This window comes from Caulobacter sp. SSI4214 (genome assembly GCF_012184455.1).
Lineage (GTDB): Bacteria > Pseudomonadota > Alphaproteobacteria > Caulobacterales > Caulobacteraceae > Caulobacter > Caulobacter vibrioides_E.
In genome coordinates, this window is the sequence record NZ_SZWJ01000083.1 from 1 (window position 1) to 18,951 (window position 18,951).

At 68.2% G+C, this 18,951-nt stretch carries 20 protein-coding genes and 1 pseudogene; 13 read left to right on the forward strand and 8 right to left on the reverse strand.

Annotated features, from left to right (window positions below; translation table 11 throughout):
• The coding region (locus FCU40_RS18420) for a HAMP domain-containing sensor histidine kinase (RefSeq protein WP_168076915.1) at nt 1-986 on the forward strand (986 nt) is incomplete at its 5' end.
• A 23-nt stretch (nt 987-1,009) separates the two neighbouring features.
• On the opposite strand, the gene FCU40_RS18425 is transcribed toward FCU40_RS18420, so the two are convergent.
• On the reverse strand, nt 1,010-1,900 hold the full coding sequence (locus tag FCU40_RS18425; RefSeq protein ID WP_168076916.1) for a hypothetical protein: 891 nt from the start codon (nt 1,898-1,900) through the stop codon (nt 1,010-1,012).
• Between the two features lie 66 nt (nt 1,901-1,966).
• Between FCU40_RS18425 and FCU40_RS18430 the strand changes: the two genes are divergently transcribed.
• Nucleotides 1,967-2,296, forward strand: coding sequence for a DUF1491 family protein (locus tag FCU40_RS18430; RefSeq protein ID WP_168076917.1), 330 nt, complete (start codon nt 1,967-1,969; stop codon nt 2,294-2,296).
• Nucleotides 2,297-2,446: 150 nt separating this feature from the next.
• Entirely contained in the window at nt 2,447-2,827 is a 381-nt protein-coding gene (locus FCU40_RS18435; RefSeq protein ID WP_004622839.1) for a hypothetical protein, read from the forward strand.
• A 33-nt stretch (nt 2,828-2,860) separates the two neighbouring features.
• On the opposite strand, the gene FCU40_RS18440 is transcribed toward FCU40_RS18435, so the two are convergent.
• Nucleotides 2,861-2,998: a hypothetical protein gene (locus tag FCU40_RS18440; RefSeq protein ID WP_004622838.1), complete on the reverse strand. Its 138-nt coding sequence runs from the start codon at nt 2,996-2,998 to the stop codon at nt 2,861-2,863.
• A gap of 219 nt (nt 2,999-3,217) precedes the next feature.
• Here FCU40_RS18440 and FCU40_RS18445 point away from each other — a divergent pair, with 219 nt between their 5' ends.
• The 3 genes from FCU40_RS18445 to FCU40_RS18455 all read left to right on the forward strand — a co-directional run bounded on the left by FCU40_RS18445 (nt 3,218) and on the right by FCU40_RS18455 (nt 8,255).
• Complete coding sequence (locus FCU40_RS18445) at nt 3,218-5,623, forward strand: TonB-dependent receptor (RefSeq protein ID WP_168076918.1); 2,406 nt, start codon at nt 3,218-3,220, stop codon at nt 5,621-5,623.
• Between the two features lie 57 nt (nt 5,624-5,680).
• The gene (locus tag FCU40_RS18450; RefSeq protein WP_004622834.1) at nt 5,681-7,285 is read left to right on the forward strand and encodes a peptide chain release factor 3; all 1,605 of its coding nucleotides are present in this window, start codon (nt 5,681-5,683) and stop codon (nt 7,283-7,285) included.
• A 142-nt stretch (nt 7,286-7,427) separates the two neighbouring features.
• Nucleotides 7,428-8,255 carry a hypothetical protein gene (locus FCU40_RS18455; RefSeq protein ID WP_168076919.1) on the forward strand — a complete coding sequence of 276 codons (828 nt, stop codon included), beginning with the start codon at nt 7,428-7,430 and terminating at the stop codon, nt 8,253-8,255.
• A gap of 357 nt (nt 8,256-8,612) precedes the next feature.
• On the opposite strand, the gene FCU40_RS18460 is transcribed toward FCU40_RS18455, so the two are convergent.
• Complete coding sequence (locus FCU40_RS18460) at nt 8,613-9,842, reverse strand: pyridoxal phosphate-dependent aminotransferase (RefSeq protein WP_168076920.1); 1,230 nt, start codon at nt 9,840-9,842, stop codon at nt 8,613-8,615.
• Between the two features lie 181 nt (nt 9,843-10,023).
• On the opposite strand from FCU40_RS18460, the gene FCU40_RS18465 reads away from it, so the two are divergent.
• Complete coding sequence (locus FCU40_RS18465) at nt 10,024-10,392, forward strand: methylglyoxal synthase (protein WP_004622828.1); 369 nt, start codon at nt 10,024-10,026, stop codon at nt 10,390-10,392.
• Between the two features lie 6 nt (nt 10,393-10,398).
• Here the strand turns inward: FCU40_RS18465 and FCU40_RS18470 are convergent, their stop codons facing one another.
• Nucleotides 10,399-10,878: a ribonuclease H gene (locus FCU40_RS18470; protein ID WP_168076922.1), complete on the reverse strand. Its 480-nt coding sequence runs from the start codon at nt 10,876-10,878 to the stop codon at nt 10,399-10,401.
• 391 nt (nt 10,879-11,269) lie between these two features.
• Here FCU40_RS18470 and FCU40_RS18475 point away from each other — a divergent pair, with 391 nt between their 5' ends.
• Complete coding sequence (locus FCU40_RS18475; RefSeq protein ID WP_168076935.1) at nt 11,270-12,649, forward strand: hypothetical protein; 1,380 nt, start codon at nt 11,270-11,272, stop codon at nt 12,647-12,649.
• A 62-nt stretch (nt 12,650-12,711) separates the two neighbouring features.
• A complete protein-coding gene (locus FCU40_RS18480) occupies nt 12,712-13,011 on the forward strand; it encodes a hypothetical protein (protein ID WP_004622823.1) in 300 nt (99 codons plus the stop codon).
• On the opposite strand, the gene FCU40_RS18485 is transcribed toward FCU40_RS18480, so the two are convergent.
• The 4 genes from FCU40_RS18485 to FCU40_RS18500 form a co-directional block, all read right to left on the reverse strand.
• Nucleotides 13,008-14,369 carry an ATP-binding protein gene (locus tag FCU40_RS18485; protein WP_168076924.1) on the reverse strand — a complete coding sequence of 454 codons (1,362 nt, stop codon included), beginning with the start codon at nt 14,367-14,369 and terminating at the stop codon, nt 13,008-13,010. The genes FCU40_RS18480 and FCU40_RS18485 overlap by 4 nt on opposite strands.
• Before the next feature lie 4 nt (nt 14,370-14,373).
• On the reverse strand, nt 14,374-15,090 hold the full coding sequence (locus tag FCU40_RS18490; protein WP_168076926.1) for a response regulator: 717 nt from the start codon (nt 15,088-15,090) through the stop codon (nt 14,374-14,376).
• 41 nt (nt 15,091-15,131) lie between these two features.
• Nucleotides 15,132-15,560 carry a signal transduction protein gene (locus FCU40_RS18495; RefSeq protein ID WP_168076927.1) on the reverse strand — a complete coding sequence of 143 codons (429 nt, stop codon included), beginning with the start codon at nt 15,558-15,560 and terminating at the stop codon, nt 15,132-15,134.
• Nucleotides 15,561-15,655: 95 nt separating this feature from the next.
• On the reverse strand, nt 15,656-16,066 hold the full coding sequence (locus tag FCU40_RS18500; RefSeq protein WP_168076929.1) for a hypothetical protein: 411 nt from the start codon (nt 16,064-16,066) through the stop codon (nt 15,656-15,658).
• 259 nt (nt 16,067-16,325) lie between these two features.
• Here FCU40_RS18500 and fliQ point away from each other — a divergent pair, with 259 nt between their 5' ends.
• The 4 genes and pseudogenes from fliQ to FCU40_RS18520 form a co-directional block, all read left to right on the forward strand.
• Complete coding sequence (gene fliQ / locus FCU40_RS18505) at nt 16,326-16,589, forward strand: flagellar biosynthesis protein FliQ (RefSeq protein ID WP_004622821.1); 264 nt, start codon at nt 16,326-16,328, stop codon at nt 16,587-16,589.
• Nucleotides 16,590-16,611: 22 nt separating this feature from the next.
• Entirely contained in the window at nt 16,612-17,367 is a 756-nt protein-coding gene (gene fliR, locus FCU40_RS18510; protein WP_168076931.1) for a flagellar biosynthetic protein FliR, read from the forward strand.
• 9 nt (nt 17,368-17,376) lie between these two features.
• Nucleotides 17,377-18,474: a flagellar biosynthesis protein FlhB gene (flhB, locus tag FCU40_RS18515; protein WP_168076933.1), complete on the forward strand. Its 1,098-nt coding sequence runs from the start codon at nt 17,377-17,379 to the stop codon at nt 18,472-18,474.
• 102 nt (nt 18,475-18,576) lie between these two features.
• Nucleotides 18,577-18,951, forward strand: a pseudogene (locus FCU40_RS18520) (hybrid sensor histidine kinase/response regulator); the annotation flags it as partial.

Below are 18,951 nucleotides of genomic sequence, written 5' to 3' on the forward strand. Positions count from 1 at the left end.
CAGGCGCGGCCAGCCTGACCTTCAATCCAGCCCTCGGCGTCGAGCGCGTCGTGGCGCTGGACCTTCAGCGCGTGGCGCCCAACCAGCTGGTCGGCCTGCTGCGCGACGTCACCGCCGAGCGCAACCGCGAGAGCGCTCTGGACCAGGCCCGCGCCGACGCCGAGGCGCTGGCCGCCGGCCGCGCGCGCTTCCTGGCCAATATGAGCCACGAGCTGCGCACGCCTCTGAACGCGATCATGGGCTTCTCCGACATCATGCGCGCCAAGATGTTCGGGCCGCTGACCGATCGCTACGCCGAGTACGCCGAGTTGATCCACGAAAGCGGCGGTCACCTGCTGGACCTGATCAACGACGTGCTGGACATGTCCAAGATCGAGGCCGAGCGCTTCGAGCTGCAGCGCGGCGTGTTCGACGCCCGCGAGGCGGTGCAGGCGGCGATGCGGCTGCTGCGCGTCCAGTCCGACACCGCCGGGGTCCAGCTGCGCGGCGTGCTGCCGCCCGGCGAGTTGGAGGTCGACGCCGATCGCCGCGCCTTGAAGCAGATCGTGCTGAACCTCGTCTCCAACGCCCTGAAATTCACGCCCCGCGGCGGCCAGGTGACGGTGACCGCGCACGGCTATGACGGGGTGCTGGAGATCGTCGTCGCCGACACCGGCGTCGGCATCAGTCCCGAGGATCTGGAGCGCCTGGGCCGTCCCTACGAGCAGGCCGGCGGTCCTGACCAGCGCGCCAGGGGCACGGGCCTGGGCCTGTCGCTGGTCCGCGCCTTCGCCAAGTTGCACGGCGGCGAGATGAGCATCGAAAGCCGCCTGGGCGCGGGCACCAGCGTCTCGGTGCGCCTGCCGGTGCTGCTGGCTCCGCTGAAACCCGCCGAGGCGACCGACGCCGCGAACACCGAGTCCCGCCCCGCGCCGACCGACGCCCCGAAGCCGGCGGCCAGCCTGGGCGACAACGTCATCGCCTTCGCCGCGCTGAGGCGGGACTGACCAGCTTTCCGAAGCGCGCTGTCCTAACGCAGAAAGGCCCGACCGGCCGCGAAGTCCCCGACCTCGACATAGGCGCGGCGAGTCATTTCGTCGCCGCGTCCGGGAAAGGCGAACTCGACGGTCACCGCCTCGCGGGGGTCCAGCTCCGACATCGCGTCGGCGACAGCCGTGGGGAAGCGGAACGCCAGGCCGGTCTTGGCGCCGACCGGCAGCAGGGTGGCCGGCGCCTCCTCGCGGGTTTCGGCGGTGAACACCAGGCTGGCGTTGCGCGGGGCGACCTTGGCGCTGAGGGCCCGGCCGCCGCGCGGATCGATATAGGGGCCCTGGGTGCGGTTGGTGTCGCGCACGATGATCCGGGCCGCGTAGGGGCGCTGGCCGTTCTCGAAGGTCGCCACGGCGGTCACGGCCTTGGCGCGTCCGGCCAGGCCGAACATCAGCCGATCGGCGCCGAAGGCCGACAGCTGCGACAGACGCCAGACGGGGATGGTCGCCGACACCGCCCGCTCGGCCTTCCAGGAGGCCACGTCGCCCGGATAGGTCATGGTCTGCATCTGGGCGTAGCCCTCGAACGCCTTCTTCACGCGGGTCGCGGCCGTCGTCAGGTCCGGTGAATTGCAGGCCGCGCCGTCGGCCTTGGCTCGGGCGCGCTGTTCGAGGGCCTGGACCTGCTGCTCGCTGGCGCCCGAGCGCAGGGTCGCGCCGCGCGCCTGGGCTCGCGCCGCGTCGAGAGCGGCGGAAATGGCGGGGGCGAAGAGGCGGCAGCGACCGTCGGCTGCCGTCATCAGGGTGCGCTCGTACAGCTGGTCGCCGGCGTTGGCGGCCATCGACGCGGCCGGCGCGGCCAGGGCCAAGAGGCCCAGCGCCGCCGCGATCCAGTGGCGCGCGCGACCTTTATGATGCTGAACGGACGTCATTGGCCTATGGGTGAAGCTCTTCGAGGAAGCGGGTTCTAGACGAGCCCGGGTTGCGGTTCGGTTATCATGCTACTTTCCACGGACATCTGGGTCGGGGCGCTGATCCGCCGGGCCGAGCTGGGCGGCGCCTTCGCCATGGTCGCCCGCAAGGGCGACGCCCGCGCCGGCGCCGTGCTGGTGAAGGTTGTCGACCGACGGGCCGGAACCGCGCGCCTCTACAGCGAGGCCACGCGCGGCGACGGCGAGCGCTTCTGGATGCAGCCGGTTCGGTCGGAATTCGAGCCCGACCTCGACGCCTATGCCCAGCGGGCGGCGCGGATCGACCCCGACCTCTGGGTGATCGAGATCGAGGACAAGGACGGCCGTCATTTCCTGACCGAGGCCGTCGAGGCCTGATTCATGTCTTTCAGGTGGAACACCTGTGGACGGCTCCACCCATGCGCGGCGTTAACTCTGTTCCTACACCGGACCTAAAGCGCGCCGGGGCATTCTGGGCGGGTTCCTGAAACGCGCCCGCCGCGACGCACAGCCAGTCCAGTATCCATCATGCTTTTCCTGATGAACGACGTCGTCCTCAGCTTCGACGCCAACGAACTGACGCCGCCGATGACGCGCGACCGGTTCGCGAAGCTTTCGCTGAACTATGTCTCGGAGCTTGGCCGGGAGCTGTTCGCGGCCGAGCCGCTGCTGCATCACAAGGACGTGGAAAAGGTCTCGCGTCTGGCGGCGCTGATGGTGCTGAAGGCGCCGGACATCAACGCGGCGCTGTTCGTAGCGCCCGGACGCGGCTGCCGCGTCGCGGACGTGCAAGTGCGTTACGCCCAGCTCGGCATCGAGGTCATGGGCACGCTACTGGAGCGCCAGAAGTCCGGCGCCCTGACCAATCTCGAAGCCGATCGGCAGGTCTGGCGGCGACTGGCCGCCTGACGCCGTCGTCCGGCGCTTGCGTTCGATTCGCGCTTACGAGCCGACGAACGTCATCATCCAACTGAGCACGACCGCCAGGGCCGTCAGGCCGGCCAGCGTGAGGCCGATGCACAGGGCGCTGCCAGCGGGGTGTTGCCGGCCGTGAGCACGATGATGGTCAAGCAGGGCCATATTTCCATTTCCTCCATCCGCTCGACGATCTGACGCCGTCGATGCGCGATCCGGGAAGCATGACTCCAAACCCACTCTTCGAATAGGGGTATTTTGACGCATTCCTCGGCGTCATTTGCCCGCGAAAGCGGCTTGGTGTTCGGAACTTCATCGAACCGTCGCCGATCCGACAAGCACGCTCGTTACCCCGCGCCGAAGTTCAATTGCTCGGGGCGTCCGATGAAACTGTTGTCTACCGTGGCTTGGGGCGTGCTCGCCCTGGCGATCTCCAGCCAAGTCCAGGCCCGCGAAGCCGCTCCGGCCGCCGCGCCCGAGACGGCGGAGACTCAGGTCGACACCATCGTCGTCACCGGCACTCGCCGGGTCGATCGCACCGCCTTCGAATCGACCGCGCCGGTCGACGTGGTCAGCCAGGAGGCGCTGAAGAGCATCGTCTCCGACGAGATCATGGACAAGCTGGCGGCGACGACCCCGTCGTTCAACGTCCAGCGCCTGCCGGCCGCCGATGGCCAGGCCTTCGTGCGTCCCGCCACCCTGCGCGGCCTCTCGCCCGACCAGACCCTGGTGCTGGTCAACGGCAAGCGCCGCCACCGCTCGGCGGTGCTGGGCGGACGCGGTCAGCAGGGCGTCGACCTGGCCGCGCTCGGGACCAGCGGCATCGACCGCATCGAGGTGCTGCGCGACGGCGCCTCGGCCCAGTACGGCTCGGACGCCATCGCCGGCGTCATCAACATCATCCTGTCGGACAAGACCGGCTTCGACGGCTACGCCCAGACCGGCCGCTACTACGCCGGCGATGGCCAGAAGACCGAGGTCGGCGCGCGCTACGGCGTCAAGCTGGGCGACAAGGGCGGCGTGCTGGTCGGCGCGATCGACTACACCAACGCCGACGCCACTTCGCGCACCCGCCAGCGTCCGGACGCCATCGCCTTCCAGGCGGCCAATCCCGGCATCAAGGTTCCCAACCCCGTGCAGCGCTGGGGCCAGCCCGACCGTGAAGTCTGGCGCGGCTCGCTGAACCTGACCCTGCCGATCACCGACGCGGTCGAGGCCTATGGCTTCGCCACCTATAGCGACCTGCACGGCGTCACCGACTTCAACTGGCGCAACCCGTCCAACGACACCTCGTACAAGACCAGCCCGGTCTTCCCCGGCTGGTCGCTCAACCAGCTCTATCCGGCCGGCTTCTCGCCGAAGTTCGGTCAGGACGAGACCAACGCCTCGGTCAACGGCGGCGTGCGCGGCGACGCGCTGGGCTGGGCCTGGGACCTGTCGGCCGGCTGGGGTCGTGACAAGGTCGACTATTTCCTGAAGAACAGCATCAACGCCTCGTTCGGTCCGCAGTCGCCGACCCGCTTCGACGACGGCTCGCTGATCCAGCAGGAAGAGACGGCCAATTTCGACGTCTCGCGTCCGCTGGACCTGCCGACCCTGGCCAAGCCGGCCAACCTGGCCCTCGGCCTGGAGGCCCGCAAGGAGACCTACAAGATCGAAGCGGGCGACCGCTATTCGTGGGACGTCGGCCCCGGCGCGCCGGCCGGTCTGCCCAGCGGCTCGAACGGCTTCCCGGGCTACGCGCCCAGCCAGGCCGGTTCCTGGAACCAGACCAGCTACGCGGCTTATGGCGATCTCGACCTTCCGTTCAGCGAACGGTTCGACGTCGATCTGGCCGTGCGCCACGAGCACTTCTCCGAGTTTGGCGACACCACCGACGGCAAGGTGGCCGCGCGCTGGGAGTTCGCTCCGGGCTTCGCGTTCCGCGGCGCCGCCTCGACCGGCTTCCGCGCCCCGACGGCGGGTCAGATCAACAACACCCGCACCTCGCAGGGCCTGAACACCACGACCCTGCTGCTGTTCACCTCGGGCCGCCTGTCGCCGGTCAATCCGATCTCGGTCGCGCTCGGCGGCAAGCCGCTGAAGCCGGAGACTTCGCGAAACTATTCGTTCGGCTTCGTCTTCCGGCATGAAGGCGTGACCGGCTCGATCGACTATTACCACATCGACGTCGACGACCGCTTCGCCGTGTCGCCGAACTTCCCGGTGTCGAGCGACCTGCGGGCGCAACTGGTGGCGGCGGGGATCCCCGGCGCCGACAGCCTGACGACGGTCAGCTACTTCACCAACTCGTTCGACACCACCACCCAGGGCGTCGACGCCGTGGTCTCGTGGCGCGGCGCGTTCTGGGGCGGCCATGGCGGTCTGACGGCGGCCTGGAACTGGAACGACACCCAGGTGACCCGCTCCAAGGCCACCGAGGTCTCGCGCCTGGCCCGGATCAACATCCAGGACGGCCTCCCGGAACACGCCGCCAATCTCAGCTTCGACTATGCGCGCGGTCCGATCAGCGGGCTGGTCCGCGTCCGCTGGTCGGGCCGATGGACCGACGCCCAGCAAAACGGCGCGGCCGACCTCATCCAGACCTTCGGGGCCAAGACGCTGGTCGACCTGTCGGTCAGCGCCCAGCTGACCTCGGCGCTGAAGCTGACCGTGGGCGCCGAGAACCTCTTCGACACCTATCCGGACGAAGCGACGTTCCAGGCCTCGCGCGGCCTGATCTACTCGCGCAACGCCCCCTACGACACCGATGGCGGCCTCTGGTACGCGCGTCTGTCGGCCAAGTTCTAAAGGGCCGCGACGCGGCGGAAGGTGACAAAACGGGCGCGGGAAGCTAACCCCGCGCCCATGACCTCTCCCACCGCTCTTCAGGCCGCCCGTCGGCGCACCTTCGCCATCATCAGTCACCCCGACGCCGGCAAGACGACCCTGACGGAAAACATCCTGCTGGCCGGCGGGGCGATCCGGGCCGCCGGCGCGGTGCGCGCGCGGGGCGAGAATCGCCGCACCCGGTCGGACTGGATGAAGATCGAGCGCGAGCGCGGCATCTCGGTCAGCGCCTCGGTCATGACGTTCGACCATGACGGCAAGATGTTCAACCTGCTGGACACGCCGGGCCACGAGGACTTCTCAGAAGACACCTATCGCACCCTGACCGCCGCCGACGCGGCCATCATGGTGCTGGACGCCGCCAAGGGCATCGAGCCCCAGACCCTGAAGCTGTTCGAGGTCTGCCGCCTGCGCGACATCCCGATCATCACCTTCATCAACAAGATGGACCGCGAGGCCCAGGACCCGATCGAGCTCTTGGACGAGATCGCCTCGAAGCTGGCTCTGGATCCGGCGCCGCTGTACTGGCCGGCCGGTTCGGGCGGGCGCTTCAAGGGGATGCTGGACTTGCGCGAGGGCGCGTTCATCCCCTACGCCAAGCGGACCGGCGGCGCGGCCGACGACGAGGGCCATCCCGAGCCGGTCGCCTTCGACGGCAACTCGATCAGCCAGTTCCTGGAAGACGCCGAGAAGGCCGAGCTGGAAGAGCAGGCCGAGCTGGTCGGCGGCGGCTACCCGTCGTTCGACCTCCAGTCGTTCCTGGAAGGTCACATGACGCCGGTGTTCTTCGGCTCGGCCCTGCGCCACTTCGGGGTCAAGCAGCTCTTGGCCGGCATCGGCGCCTACGCCCCCGCGCCCAAGACCATGAAGGCCGAGAAGGGCGGCGAGCCGGCCGAGGTCGAACCCGGCGACAAGGAGGTCTCGGGCTTCGTGTTCAAGGTCCAGGCCAACATGGACCCCAACCACCGCGACCGCATCGCCATGCTGCGCCTGACCAGCGGCAAGTTCACGCGCGGCATGAAGCTGAAGGCCCAGAACACCGGCCGCCAGATGAGCGTCAACGCGCCGATCATGTTCTTCGCCTCCGACCGCGAGCTGGCCGAGGAGGCCTATGCCGGCGACGTCATCGGCATCCCGAACCACGGCGTGCTGCGGGTGGGCGACAGCCTGTCGGAGAGCGGCCTGCTGCGCTTCGCCGGCCTGCCCAACTTCGCGCCGGAAATCCTGCGCCGCGTGCGGGTCAAGGACCCGCTGAAGGCCAAGCACCTGAAGAAGGCGCTCGAAGGCCTGGCCGAGGAGGGCGTCACCCAGCTGTTCAGGCCGATGATCGGCAGCGACTTCATCGTCGGCGCCGTGGGCCAGCTGCAGTTCGAGGTCATGGCCGACCGCCTGGCCAACGAGTACCAGCTGGAAGTGATCTTCGAGAACAGCCCCTATGCCGAGGCCCGCTGGCTGGTCGGCGACCGCGCCGACGTCGAGGACTTCGTGAGCAAGCACAAGTCGGCCATGGGCCAGGACATCGACGAGGCCCCGGTCTTCCTGGGCAAGAGCGCGTGGGAGATCGGCTATGTCGCCGAGAAGTACCCGAAGGTCCGCTTCGAGCGGACGAAGGAGCGGGCGTAGGGGGGGGGCGTCAGGGGGGCAAGTCTCGCGCCGGAGAGTGGACGCTCTGAGGGGGCGAGGCGGGGGATCGCGGACGCCCCGAAAGTTAGGCTTGACCGATGAGCGATAAGCCTCGAGGTGCATCGAGGACGGGAGATTTCGCATGGACGCGGCGCTAAAACTGCAAACGTTCGCGCGTCGCACCTGTATGGAGCGGTTCGACCATTGGGCCGACATCTATTCGCTGATGGTACGGGGCGACCGTGATCGAGACGGGCCCGACTACACGGATGAGGCCTATGCGGTCTTTCCTCGCTATAATGTCGCACAGACGGTGCTCGACCATATTGAGACGCTAGACGCCGACGCGCTTCCCGACTGCGAACAACTTCGCACGCTTCTCGTCCATCTCGCGCGCAATGCGACCTCGGATCGAACAAGACCGATGGCAAACCCAATCCAGCAACGCGCTATGGCGGACGAGCGCGAGGCCCTGGCGTCGCTCTTCATGAGCGTGACGGCGTCGGAACTGGCCCAGGTGAAGCCGCTATTCTACCGCCGCGTTCTAGATGCTAGGGCGGTCCATCAATGGCGTGAGGCGATCGCAGCGACTTGGGGAGCCCCCAACGGGTATTGGTATCCGCTTTCCGAAAAGACCCATGCTTCCCTTGTGGCCCTAGAGTTGGACCGTGTCGACGACGTCCAATTGCAGGCGCGGATCAAGAAGTTCTTTTCCACGAACGCCGTTAGGCGGGTGATCGAGCTTCGCGAATACGACGAGAGCTACGAGCTAGACGGAGCGGCGGCAGTGCTCTCCTACACGGGCGCAGAGGGCTTCTGGACCGCTCCTGGAAATGAGTGGATCGTTTACTGCTCGCACGAAGGAACAATCACCCTTGGCGGCGCCATCGCGCGTGAGATCGGACCGGAATATCAGGTGGCCCAATACGATCCGTCGCGCTCCCCACGTTGGCTCCCGGGCAGCCACTAGAGAGAAGTCTAAACGTGCGACCCGGGTCGCGAACAGTCTCTCGCCCGTCCCAAAATCCGACCTTCCCGGCGAATGCCGGGATCCAGATCGAGCCCGCCAGTCGCCGTCCGACGCCCGCCGCGTGACGTCGCATCATCCCCGGCCGCCCCAGATGAATCTGGGCCCCGGCATTCGCCGGGGAGGTCGGTCTCTGAAGTATCCGACCGGGGTCGGCTCCCTAAAGAGCCCCTTCTCCCCTTGCGGGAGAAGGTGTCAGCGAAGCTGACGGATGAGGGGGAAGGCCCTTCGGCTGACGCAACGCGCCCCCTCGCGCGGCCCTCCGAGCCACCCGAGGGGAGCGGGATCGAGGCGCCGCCCCTACAGCGTCGCGTAATAGCTCAGCTCGGCGTGCTGGACATGGTCGCCCAGCGCCATCGGCTTTGCGGCCATCACCTCTTTGAACGCCACCTTGAACTTGGCCATTTCCTCGGGCGTGCCGACCGAGACGCGGACGGCGTTGGGCCAGATCGGCCAGGTGCGGCCGATATAGACGCCCTTGGCCTTCATGGCCGCGATGACGCCGCGCCCGTCGCGGCCGGTGTCGATCATGAAGCAGTTGGTCCGCGGGTCGCCGATCACCTTGAAGCCGTTGGCCTTTAGCCAGCCCAGGGTGTCGCGGCGGGTGTCGCCGATGATCTTCTTGCGCGTCGCGACCAGGCCGGGCTCCTCAAGCGAGGCGCGGGCGGCGGCCGAGGCGGTGACCGGCATGGCGTTCTGGCCGAACGGCGCCAGCTTGGCCAGGAGGTCGGGGCGCGCGACGGCGAAGCCGCAGCGAATGCCGGCCATGCCGTAGATCTTCGAGAAGGTGCGCAGGACGATCAGGTCCTTGCCCGCCGCCACCAAATCCAGCGTGTCCGGGGCGTCGGTCAGGTGGATATAGGCCTCGTCGACCAGTAGGATCGCGCCCGCCGGCTTGTTTTCCAGCGCCCAGACGATGTCCTGCTTGGTCGTCAGGGTGCCGGTCGGGTTGTTGGGGTTGCAGATATAGATGACGCCGGCGTTCGGGTCGGCGGCGACCATCGCCTTGACGTCGTGGGCGCAGTCCGCCGTCAGGGGAACCTTGACGATCTTGGCCCGGCTGGTCATGGCGGCGTACATGCCCGCCTCGTAGGACGGATCGGCCGTGACGAAGCTCTTGCTGGGCGAGGTGAAGGCCAGGACGCTGTAGTGCAGCGGCTCGGACGAGCCGGCATAGACCGTGACGTTCTCGGGCTTCAGGCCGCTCTGGGCCGCGAAGGTCCGCGCCAGCAGGTCCGTCTCGCCGTTGAGATCGTAGCGCCCGGCCAGCGGCGCCACGCGCGCGATCGCCTCGAGCGCGGCCTTGGACGGACCCAGCGGGTTCTCATTGGCGTTGATCAGCACCGAGCCGGGCGGCGGGACGTTCGGGCTCTGGCCGTGCAGGGCCATGCCCGACGGCGGGGCCTTGGTCTCCGCCGCCAGGGCCAGATGGGTTTCGGTCAGGATCGGCGCCGCCGCGGCGACGAAGGCCGCGCCGCGCAGGAAGGATCGGCGTCCCAGCGCCGGTTCGCCAAAGGTTTGCTTGGTCATCGCCCTCTTCCCCTCGTGTTCAAGGCCGGTAGGACGAACCTTCGCCGCGCGCTATGCAAGGGGAGGGGGCGCGGAAAGTCGCGCGCCGCGTCCCGTGCTCAAGTCGCGGGCGCCGCCGGGTTCCCGTTATCGCCGCGCGGGCGCGCCTTGACCGCGCGGCCGTCCTGTTTCGGAGTCGTCCATGTCCCGCCCCCTCGCCATCGGTCTCGTGGCCCACGACGACAAGAAGGCCGCCCTGGTCGCCTGGGCCGAGGCGCACGAAGGCTTTCTGAAGGACAAGGCGCTGTTCGCCACCGGCACGACCGGCGGCCGGATCCTGGAGGCGCTGCCGCATCTGAACCTGGTGCGCCTGAAGAGCGGTCCCTTGGGCGGCGATCAGCAGCTGGGCGCGATGATCGCCGAGGGCCGGCTGGACGTGCTGGTCTTCTTCGTCGATCCGCTGTCGCCCCAGCCGCACGACGTCGACATCAAGGCGCTGATCCGGCTGGCGACGCTGTACGACATCCCGTTCGCCTGCAACGCGGCGACGGCGGATCTGATCGTCCGGTAGGGGGCCTCAGCCCGGGAACTTCAGCAGGTTCGGCTTGGGGATGGCGGCCTTGAAGCTGCCCCGCGACCGTGAGGTGTCCTGCCCGAACTCGGCCCAGGCGTTCAGGAAACCGCTGGCCGGTTCGCTGGGCGCGGCCGGAACGATCTCCAGCATGGGGCGGGCGGCGACGGCCTGGCGGGCGGCGCTCCAGGCGTCGGCCTCGGCGGTGGCGTAGTGGCCATGGGCGTCGACCAGGTGGCCGGCCAGGTCCGGATCGAGAAAGCGCAGGGTCACCGAGGCGTCGGCGGGCAGATCCGACAGCGCCGCCAGCGCCTCGGTCAGGGCCGTGAGGCTCATCCGCGCGCCGTTCGTGCGGCGCTCGCCGCCGGCCGCGCCCTTGATCGCCGCCGCGCCCGTCTCGCCCTCGGTCCTGCGCACCCAGGACCAACCGCCATAGCCCGGATCGGGACGGCAGAGGCTGGCGATCCAGACAGTGACGGCGGCCATGAACAAGCTCCGGACGTGGGCGATGCGCCCGCCTTCTAGCGTGCTTCGCCGGTCAGGGGAGAGCGCCGCGACGATCCGCCCGTGAACGAAAAGTAAACGGGACCCTAAAACTTAGGGTTAACGTCATTTTTGGTTCGATGAACAAAGTTCTAACGAATGGGGTTAAGGCGGGGCTGTATCAGTATTGGTCAAAGCAAGAACCGTGCCAGTTCAGCACATCGTCGCCCAAAATGGCCGACCTTGCGGACCGAATGTAAAAATATGGGAAATATTTATGGTTAACGCTCTATAAACACCTGTTAACCACTTGTTAAAATGACTGGCTCCGGTTTTGCTCCTTGAGCGTTGAACCTTCGTCGGACGTCCCGGCGTGGGACGATCCGTGAGCGGAGTGCGCGAAGCGATGTTCGAATTCGGGCGGGACCTGAAGCGACTGTTCGGCGGCGAGGCCGAGGGCGGTTTCAAGGGCGGCTGGCGCGAGGGCCTGACCGGCGGCGACACCTCGCTGCTGGAGCTGCTGGATGTGCGGCTGCTGACCAACGAAGCGCGCTCGGCCGATATCGTCGCGGGCCGGATCGGCGCCAAGGATCGCGGAAGCCGCCTGCTGGAAGCCGCCGTCGTCTGGCGCGAGCTGGCCCGCCGGGTCGGCGACGCGGCCGCGCTGAGAAAGGGCGCCGCTCAGGCCGAGGCGGCGGCCAAGATTCTGGAAGCCGAACGCCGTCACGATATCCTGGCCGCCGTCCGCTGCGAACAGGCGGTCCTGGCGATGCTGGGCGCGGACCTGTTCGGCGACGAGGGGCTGATCGCCGCCGCATCGGCGACCTTGGCTCTCACGCCGGCGCAACATCGCGGTCCGCTGTGCCTGGCCCTGTCGGCCGGTCTGGAGGGCCGCGCCGCCCTGGCCGCCAACGATTCCGACCGCGCGCTGAGCGCCCTTCAAGCCTATGAGGCGCCGCTGCGCGCCCTGGCGGCGGCCAAGCGCGTCAAGGGCGGACCGGCGCGCCTGCTGCTGGCCGAGCAGCGCGCGGCCCGCGTCGACCTGATGCTGGCCTGCGCCGCGCGGCTCAAGGACCGCGCCCTGACCGAAACGGCCATCGCCGAGGCCAAGGCCGGCGCCGCGGCGCTGGATCCCGATTTCGAACCCCTGGCCTGGTCGCGGCTGGAAGGCCTGCGCGGCGCGGCCCTGGTCCAGCTGGGAGAGCTGGACGGCGAACTGTCGCGCATCGCCGACGGGATCTCGGCGCTGACCGCCGCCGCCGAATGCGTCACGCCCGATCACAGCCCGATGGACTGGGCGCGGACCCAGGCCGCGCTGGGCGCGGGGCTGCAGGCGCTGGGCGAGGCCTCGACCAATGAGCGCGCCTACGAACAGGCGGTCTCGGCCTATGACCGCGCCACTCACATTCTGAGGGTGCAGCCGGCCCTGGCGCTGCGCGCCGTGGTCGCCAACAACCGCGCCCTGTGCCTGGCCCGCTGCGCCGAGCTGACGGCCGACCTCGCCGTGCTGGACGCCGCCGAACTGGCGTTCAAGGCCGAGCTGGCCAGCGCGCCGGGCGGCCGCGATCCGGCCAGCTGGGCCGTGGCCCAGATGAACCTGGCCCGCCTCTACGAGGCTCGGGTCGAGATCACCGGTCGCGACGACGGCCGCCTGGCCCGGGCCGGGGCGGCCCTGGCCAGCGCGTTCGACGTCTTCTCGGAATTGGGCCTGCGCTCGCTGACCGATCTGGCGGCACAAGGCCTGCAGCGTCTCAAGCAGGCCCACGCCGTCTGATCCGAAATAGAACACGCGGCGGGCGGGGCTCGCCGACAAAAGACAAATAAAGGGATGAACACGTGATCGCTTCGCTCGCTCTCGCCGCCGCCGTCGCCAGCGCCGCGCCGGCCAAGGCCCCGTCGGACCTGCTGACCCCGGTCTCCGAGCCGAAGATCGCCGTCGCCCTGCTGAACTGCTACGTCAAGAACGACGGCCGCCTGACCGCCTGCACGGTCCAGGACGAGACCCCCAACGACCTCGGCGTCGGCCAAGCCGCCCTGTCGATGGCCTCGCAATTCCAGGTCGACCTTCTGGGCCCAGACGGCAAGAGCCGCGCCGGCTCGTACATCCAGGTCCCGGTGCGGATCCGGATTCGTTAGGCGTCTGGGTTCGCCGCCGCCGGCAGGTCGATCCTCACGCACAGGCCGCCCGTCGGCGCGTTTTCAAGACTGAGCGCGCCGCCCTGAGCGTCGGTGAGGGCTTGCACGATGGCCAGGCCCAGGCCGGCGCCTCCGCTTTCGCGTCCACGCGACGGCTCAAGGCGCTCGAAAGGGTCCAGCACCTTGACCAGCTTCTCCGGTGGAATGCCTGATCCGTGGTCGGTCACGGATAGCCAGATGAGGTCACCGATCCGCTCGACGGCGATGTCGACCGGCGGCGCGCCGTAACGCAGGGCGTTGTCCACCAGATTGACGACGATCCGCTCGATCGCTTGGCGCGATCCGCGAAAGGGCGTGCTTCCGAGCGTCGAGAGGCGAACCTTCTCCTTGGGCCAGCGCTGCTGTTCCAAGAGCGCGTCGATCGTTTCGCCGATATCGATCCGATCCCGTCGTGACGGACTGCTCGCGACCCGCGCGAAGAGCAGGGTGTCGTCCAGCAGGCGCGCCATTTCCTCGATGTCCGCCTGGGCCTTGAGACGCAGAGCGTCGTCCTCGATGAATTCGGTGCGCAGGCGCAGGCGCGTCATGTAGGTCCGCATGTCGTGCGCCACGGCCGCCAGCACCTGGGTGCGCTGGGCCACTAGGTCGCGGATGCGGTGCTTCATCTCGTTGAAGTCCGCGCTCAGGTCGCGCAGCTCGCGTGGGCCGGCGGGAGGGAGGTCGGGCGCGTCCATCTCGCTGGCGAAGGCGCGAACGGCGGACGCCAGGCGAGCCACGGGCTGGGTTGTCTCGCGCACAGCCAGAATCAACGCCGCCAGCAGCACCCCGACGATGGCGAATAGCAGCAACATCGCGCGGATGAAGAATGTCCGGATGACGCCGGACGGGCGTCGTTCCACCACTAGGACATGGCCGTCGTGCAAGCGCACCGACAGTCGCACGGGCCAGCCGATCGTCTGGCCGGTGCGGATGTATCGCGCCCAGAATCCTCGCTGCACGTCGACCCGAAATTCCCGATCGCTGAGCGCGTTGGCGTATCCCCTGAAAAGCCCTCCCAAGGGCCCCGGCGGCACCCCCACGCCCCGCTGTCCGCTGGGTGGAAAGTCATCCATCAGATAGGCGCGGACCAGCGAGGTGTTGATCACCTCCAGCAAACGCGTCTGCTCGTCGGGGGAGGCGCCTTCCAGAACCTCAGCGATCCGAAGCGCCTCACGGGGCAGAGGCATGTCGAAGGCCCCGCCCTGTCCTTGAAGAACGGGGACAATCAGCAGGCTAGCCGTCAACAGCAGCACAAAGCCCAGCCCGCCGAGCAGGATGATGGCGATGCGGGTCGAGAGGCTGCCGTCGCGCCAGCGCATGAGGTTACTCACGCCGCACCGGCGCGGAGAGCATGTAGCCGCCGCCGCGAACCGTGCGGATCAGCGTGGTGTTTGGGTCGTGCGCGTTGAGCTTCTTTCGCAGGCGGCTCAGCTGGACATCGATGGTCCGGTCGAACGGCGTCGCTCCGCGTCCTCTGGTCCAGTCGAGGAGCTGATCGCGGTCGAGCACTCGCTGGGGCCGGCGGACGAAGGTGATCAGAAGATCGAATTCGCCCCCCGTGAGTTCGACGGGCTCGCCCGAGGGGCTGGTGAGGTCGCGACTGGCCGTATCCAGTCTCCAGCCGCCAAACCCAAGGATCTCGCGCTCCTGACCCGTCGCGGGCGGGGTGGCCTGCAGGCGTCGGAGAAGCGCCCGGACACGCGCGATCAGCTCTCGCGGATTGAACGGCTTGGCGAGGTAGTCGTCAGCGCCGATTTCCAGGCCGATGATGCGATCGATGTCATCGCCCTTGGCCGTCACCATCATGACGGCGGTGTCGCCGGTGGCCCGCAGCCGTCGGCAGAGGGAAAGGCCGTCCTCTCCCGGCAGCATGATGTCGAGGATCGCCACATCGACGCGCCGGTTCTCGCGCAGTCTGTCGAACTGAGCCGCGTCGCCGCAGGCCTCGACGTCGAATCCCTCGCGCCGGAATAGCTCCGCGAGAAGCGACCTGATGTCAGGATCGTCCTCGACGATCGCGATCAGGGGCGCTCGGGTCATGGTGCGAAACCGGATTCGTTGGCCGTGATCCTAGAAGACCCTCAGCGTTCGCGTTCGACAAGCCGAACGAAATAGGCCTGCTCGTCGGCGTCCAGAAGGCCATTGTGGTCGCGATCGGCGCGATCGAACGTCGGCGTGGGCGCCGCCGCCAGTTCGGCGCGCGTCACCCGGCCGTCGTGGTCGCGGTCCGCCGAGCGCAGCAGCGCGCTCAGGGCGGCTCCGCGTCCAGACGAGGCCAGGAAGCTCGGGACGGCGTCCACGGGCACATAGCCGCGCTTTGCCCGATCCAGCTGGTCGAACTGAAGCGCTCGATTGGCGATGAACTCGGCCTTCGAGATGAAGCCGTCGTGATTGGTGTCGGCCCTCGCCAGGCTATCGGCGGCGCTGTCGCCGAACGGCGCGGCGAGGCAAGCGGAGAGCGGGGCGATGATCGTCGCCAGGGCGACCAGAACGAGGCGTGAAGCGCGCATGACGGGATCCGAATAACGCCGCCGATCCCAACCAAAAGGGGGAAGGGGAAGCCGAGATCGGCGGCCTGAGTTTGAGAGGAGGACTGTTCTTGTTGTTATTTCGGAGCGCCAGAGTAGCTGACCGTGCCGGAGACATTGGCGGTCTGGCCGTTCACGCCGGTGCGCGACGCCGAGTACGAGGCCGTGCCGTCGCCGTTGTTCTGGACCGAGGCGCTGCGCGAGATCGACGCGCCATTGTTGAATTTGGTTTGGCTGGAACCGCTGTAGCTGCCGCCGCCGTAGGTCGACGAGCGCGTGCTGGTCGCGCCGTAGCCCGCGTTGGTCTGGGTCGAGCGCGTCGACGCCGCGCCAGTGGACGTCCGCGCGGTGGCGGTGGAGCGCGTGTAACCCTTGCCGCCGGAACCCTGAACCGAGGTGGTGTGTCCGCGAGCGCTGGCCTCGGCGGCGGGCGCGGCCAAGCCGACGGCGACAATGGCGGCGAGCGTGGTCAGGACTTGCAGTTTCATGATCTTTTCCTTCTGCTGCGTGACGGGCCAAGCCGTCGATGAGCGAAAGGTGCGGTCGGCGCGTAAGTGGGCCATCTCGCGCGCGTATCAATTTGTATCAAAGGTTTTCCAAGCCGCGCGCGACATCCGCGACCCACCGTCGCGCGTCGTCCAAGAGCGGTGGTTATGTCAAACCCCTAACGCCCTGTTAACCATATTTCGCCCATCTTCCAGCCTCGACTCCACGCGGCCCCCGCGGCTGATTCCAACGAGGCTTTTCATGACGGGCGCCGAGGTTCTTGATGTCGGCCGGGACGCGATCTGGCTGACCCTGCAGCTGTGCGCGCCGTGCCTGATCGTGGGCCTGGTGGTCGGCGTGGCCATCGGCCTGTTCCAGGCCCTGACCCAGATCCAGGAACAGACCCTGGTCTACGCGCCCAAGATCGTCGCCATCTTCGTCTCGCTGCTGATCTTTCTGCCGATGATGGGGGCGCTGATGAGCGGCTTCATGCGCCAGATCGCCGCGCGCATCGCCGGCCTCTAGGCAAGGCGGGCAGGGGCTAGCGGTGAACTCCTTCGCCACGGCGTTCCAGGTCTATGTCGCCGCCCTCGTGTTCTCGCGGGTGGGCGCCATGGTCATGACGATGCCGGGCATCGGCGACCAGTCGGTGCCCCCGCGCATCCGCCTGTCGTTCGCCCTGCTGATGGCCCTGATCCTGGGGCCGCTGGTCCAGAACACCGTCCCGCCGATCCCCGCCACCCTGGGCGGCCTGGTCGGCGGCGTGATCCACGAGTTGCTGATCGGCCTGATGATCGGATCGGTGCTGCGCCTGTTCATGACCTCGCTGACCACGGCCGGCGAAATCATCTCGATGCAGACGACGCTGTCGTTCGCCCAAAGCGTGAACCCATCGATGACCGGGGCCAGCACCGCGGTCGCCAGCTTCCTGTCGATGCTGGGCCTGACGCTGGTGATGGCCACCGGCCTGCATCACCTGTTCATCGGCGCCATCGTCAAGTCGTATACGATCTTCCCGTTCACCCGCGCCGTGCCCGTCAACGACGCCGTCACTCTGGCGGTGCGGACGGTGGCGCAGTCGTTCTCGCTGGGCGTCCAGCTGGCCGCGCCGGTGATCGTGTTCTCGCTGGTCTTCAACCTGGCCACGGGCCTGGTCGGACGGGTCATGCCGGCCTTCCAGATCTTCTTCGTGGCCTCGCCGCTCAGCGTGATCCTGGGCCTGTCCCTGCTGGCGCTGTCGCTGGGCGGCGTCGCCATGGTCTGGACCGACCGCTACCGCGAACTCCTAGAGATCTTCAGCTAGGGGGCGCGCATGGCGGACGATACGGATCCCGAGTCGAAAACAGAAGAACCGTCAGCCAAGAAACTTTCGGACGCGCGCGCCAAGGGCGACGTCGTCAAGTCGGCCGACATCCCGCAGCTGGCCTCGCTGCTGGGCGTGGTGTCGGTGGTGCTGCTGGCCGGCGGCTGGATGACCCGGGACCTGGCCAACGCGCTCGTTCCGTTCATCGCTCACGCCGGCACGACCGACCTCACGAGCGGCGGGGCGATGGTGGTGATGCGGCGGGCCGTCGACGCGGCGCTGCCGCCGCTGATCCTGGTGATGATCGTGGCGGGCGCCGCCGGCGCGGCCGCCAACGTCGCCCAGACCGGCTTCATGCTGACGCCCGAGAAGCTGAAGCCCGACTTCAGCAAGCTGAACGTCTTGCAGGGCCTGGGCCGGATCTTCGGCGTCGACGGCCTGATCCAGTTCGGCAAGTCGGCGGTGAAGGTGCTGGTAACGGCCCTGATCGCCTGGATGGTGCTGAAGCCGCATGTCGGCGAGGTGCGCGACCTGGTCGGCATGGATCCGGCGGCCATGCTGCCCGAGGCCATGAAGCTGGCCAAGTCGGTGCTGCTGGCGGTGATCCTGTTCCTGGCGATCACGGCCGGCTTCGACTGGTTCCTGCAGCGCCAGCGCTTCATGAGCCGGATGCGCATGACCCTCCAGGAGGTCAAGGAAGAGTTCAAGCAGTCGGACGGCGACCCGCACATCAAGGGCAAGCGGCGGCAGATCCAGATGCAGCGATCGCGCCAGCGGATGATGCAGGCGGTGCCCAAGGCGACGGTGGTCGTCATGAACCCGACCCACTACGCCGTGGCGCTGCGCTACGAGCCGGGCGAGACGCCCGCGCCGCTGTGCGTGGCCAAGGGCGTCGACGACCTGGCCCTGAAGATCCGCGCCGTGGCCGAGGAGCACGACGTGCCGGTGCTGGAGGATCCGCCCCTGGCCCGCGCCCTCTACGCCAGCGTCGAGGTCGACGCGGAAATCCCGGTCGAGCACTTCGAGGCCGTCGCCAAGGTCATCAGCTTCATCATGAACGGGAAGAAGCCGCGGGAGCGTCAGACCACCCGCGCCCGTCCCCTTTAGGCGACAGTCTGGTGAAAACTGACCTAGCGTCGCGAAAAGGCTATTCTTTCTCTGATCGCGGGTGAGTCGCTGACTCGCCGCAACATAGGTATCAAGCCGCCCATGGCCGATTTCCAGCTTCAGGACCGAGCTTCCACCGACGCCCCGCGTCGGCGCCTGGATCCGTGGCTGGTCGGCGCGGCGGTGTTTTTCGTGGCCGCCGCGGCGTTCTCGGCGGCGCCGGCGCTGAAGGCGGGTCCCGCCACGCTGGCCGGACTGCTGCTGCTGCTGGGCGTCGCCGGCGTGGCGATCCTGGGTCTGGTGGCGATCAAGGGCTCGGCCGCGTCCGGCGGCGACGCCGACCAGGCCGAGGGCTTCATCGAGGCGCTGGGCGAGCCGTCGGCCCTGGCCGGCGCCGACGGTCGCCTGCTGGCCGCCAACGCGGCCTGGCGCGAGCTGATGGGCGAGGCCCGCCGCCTCCCCAAGGGCTGTCTCTTA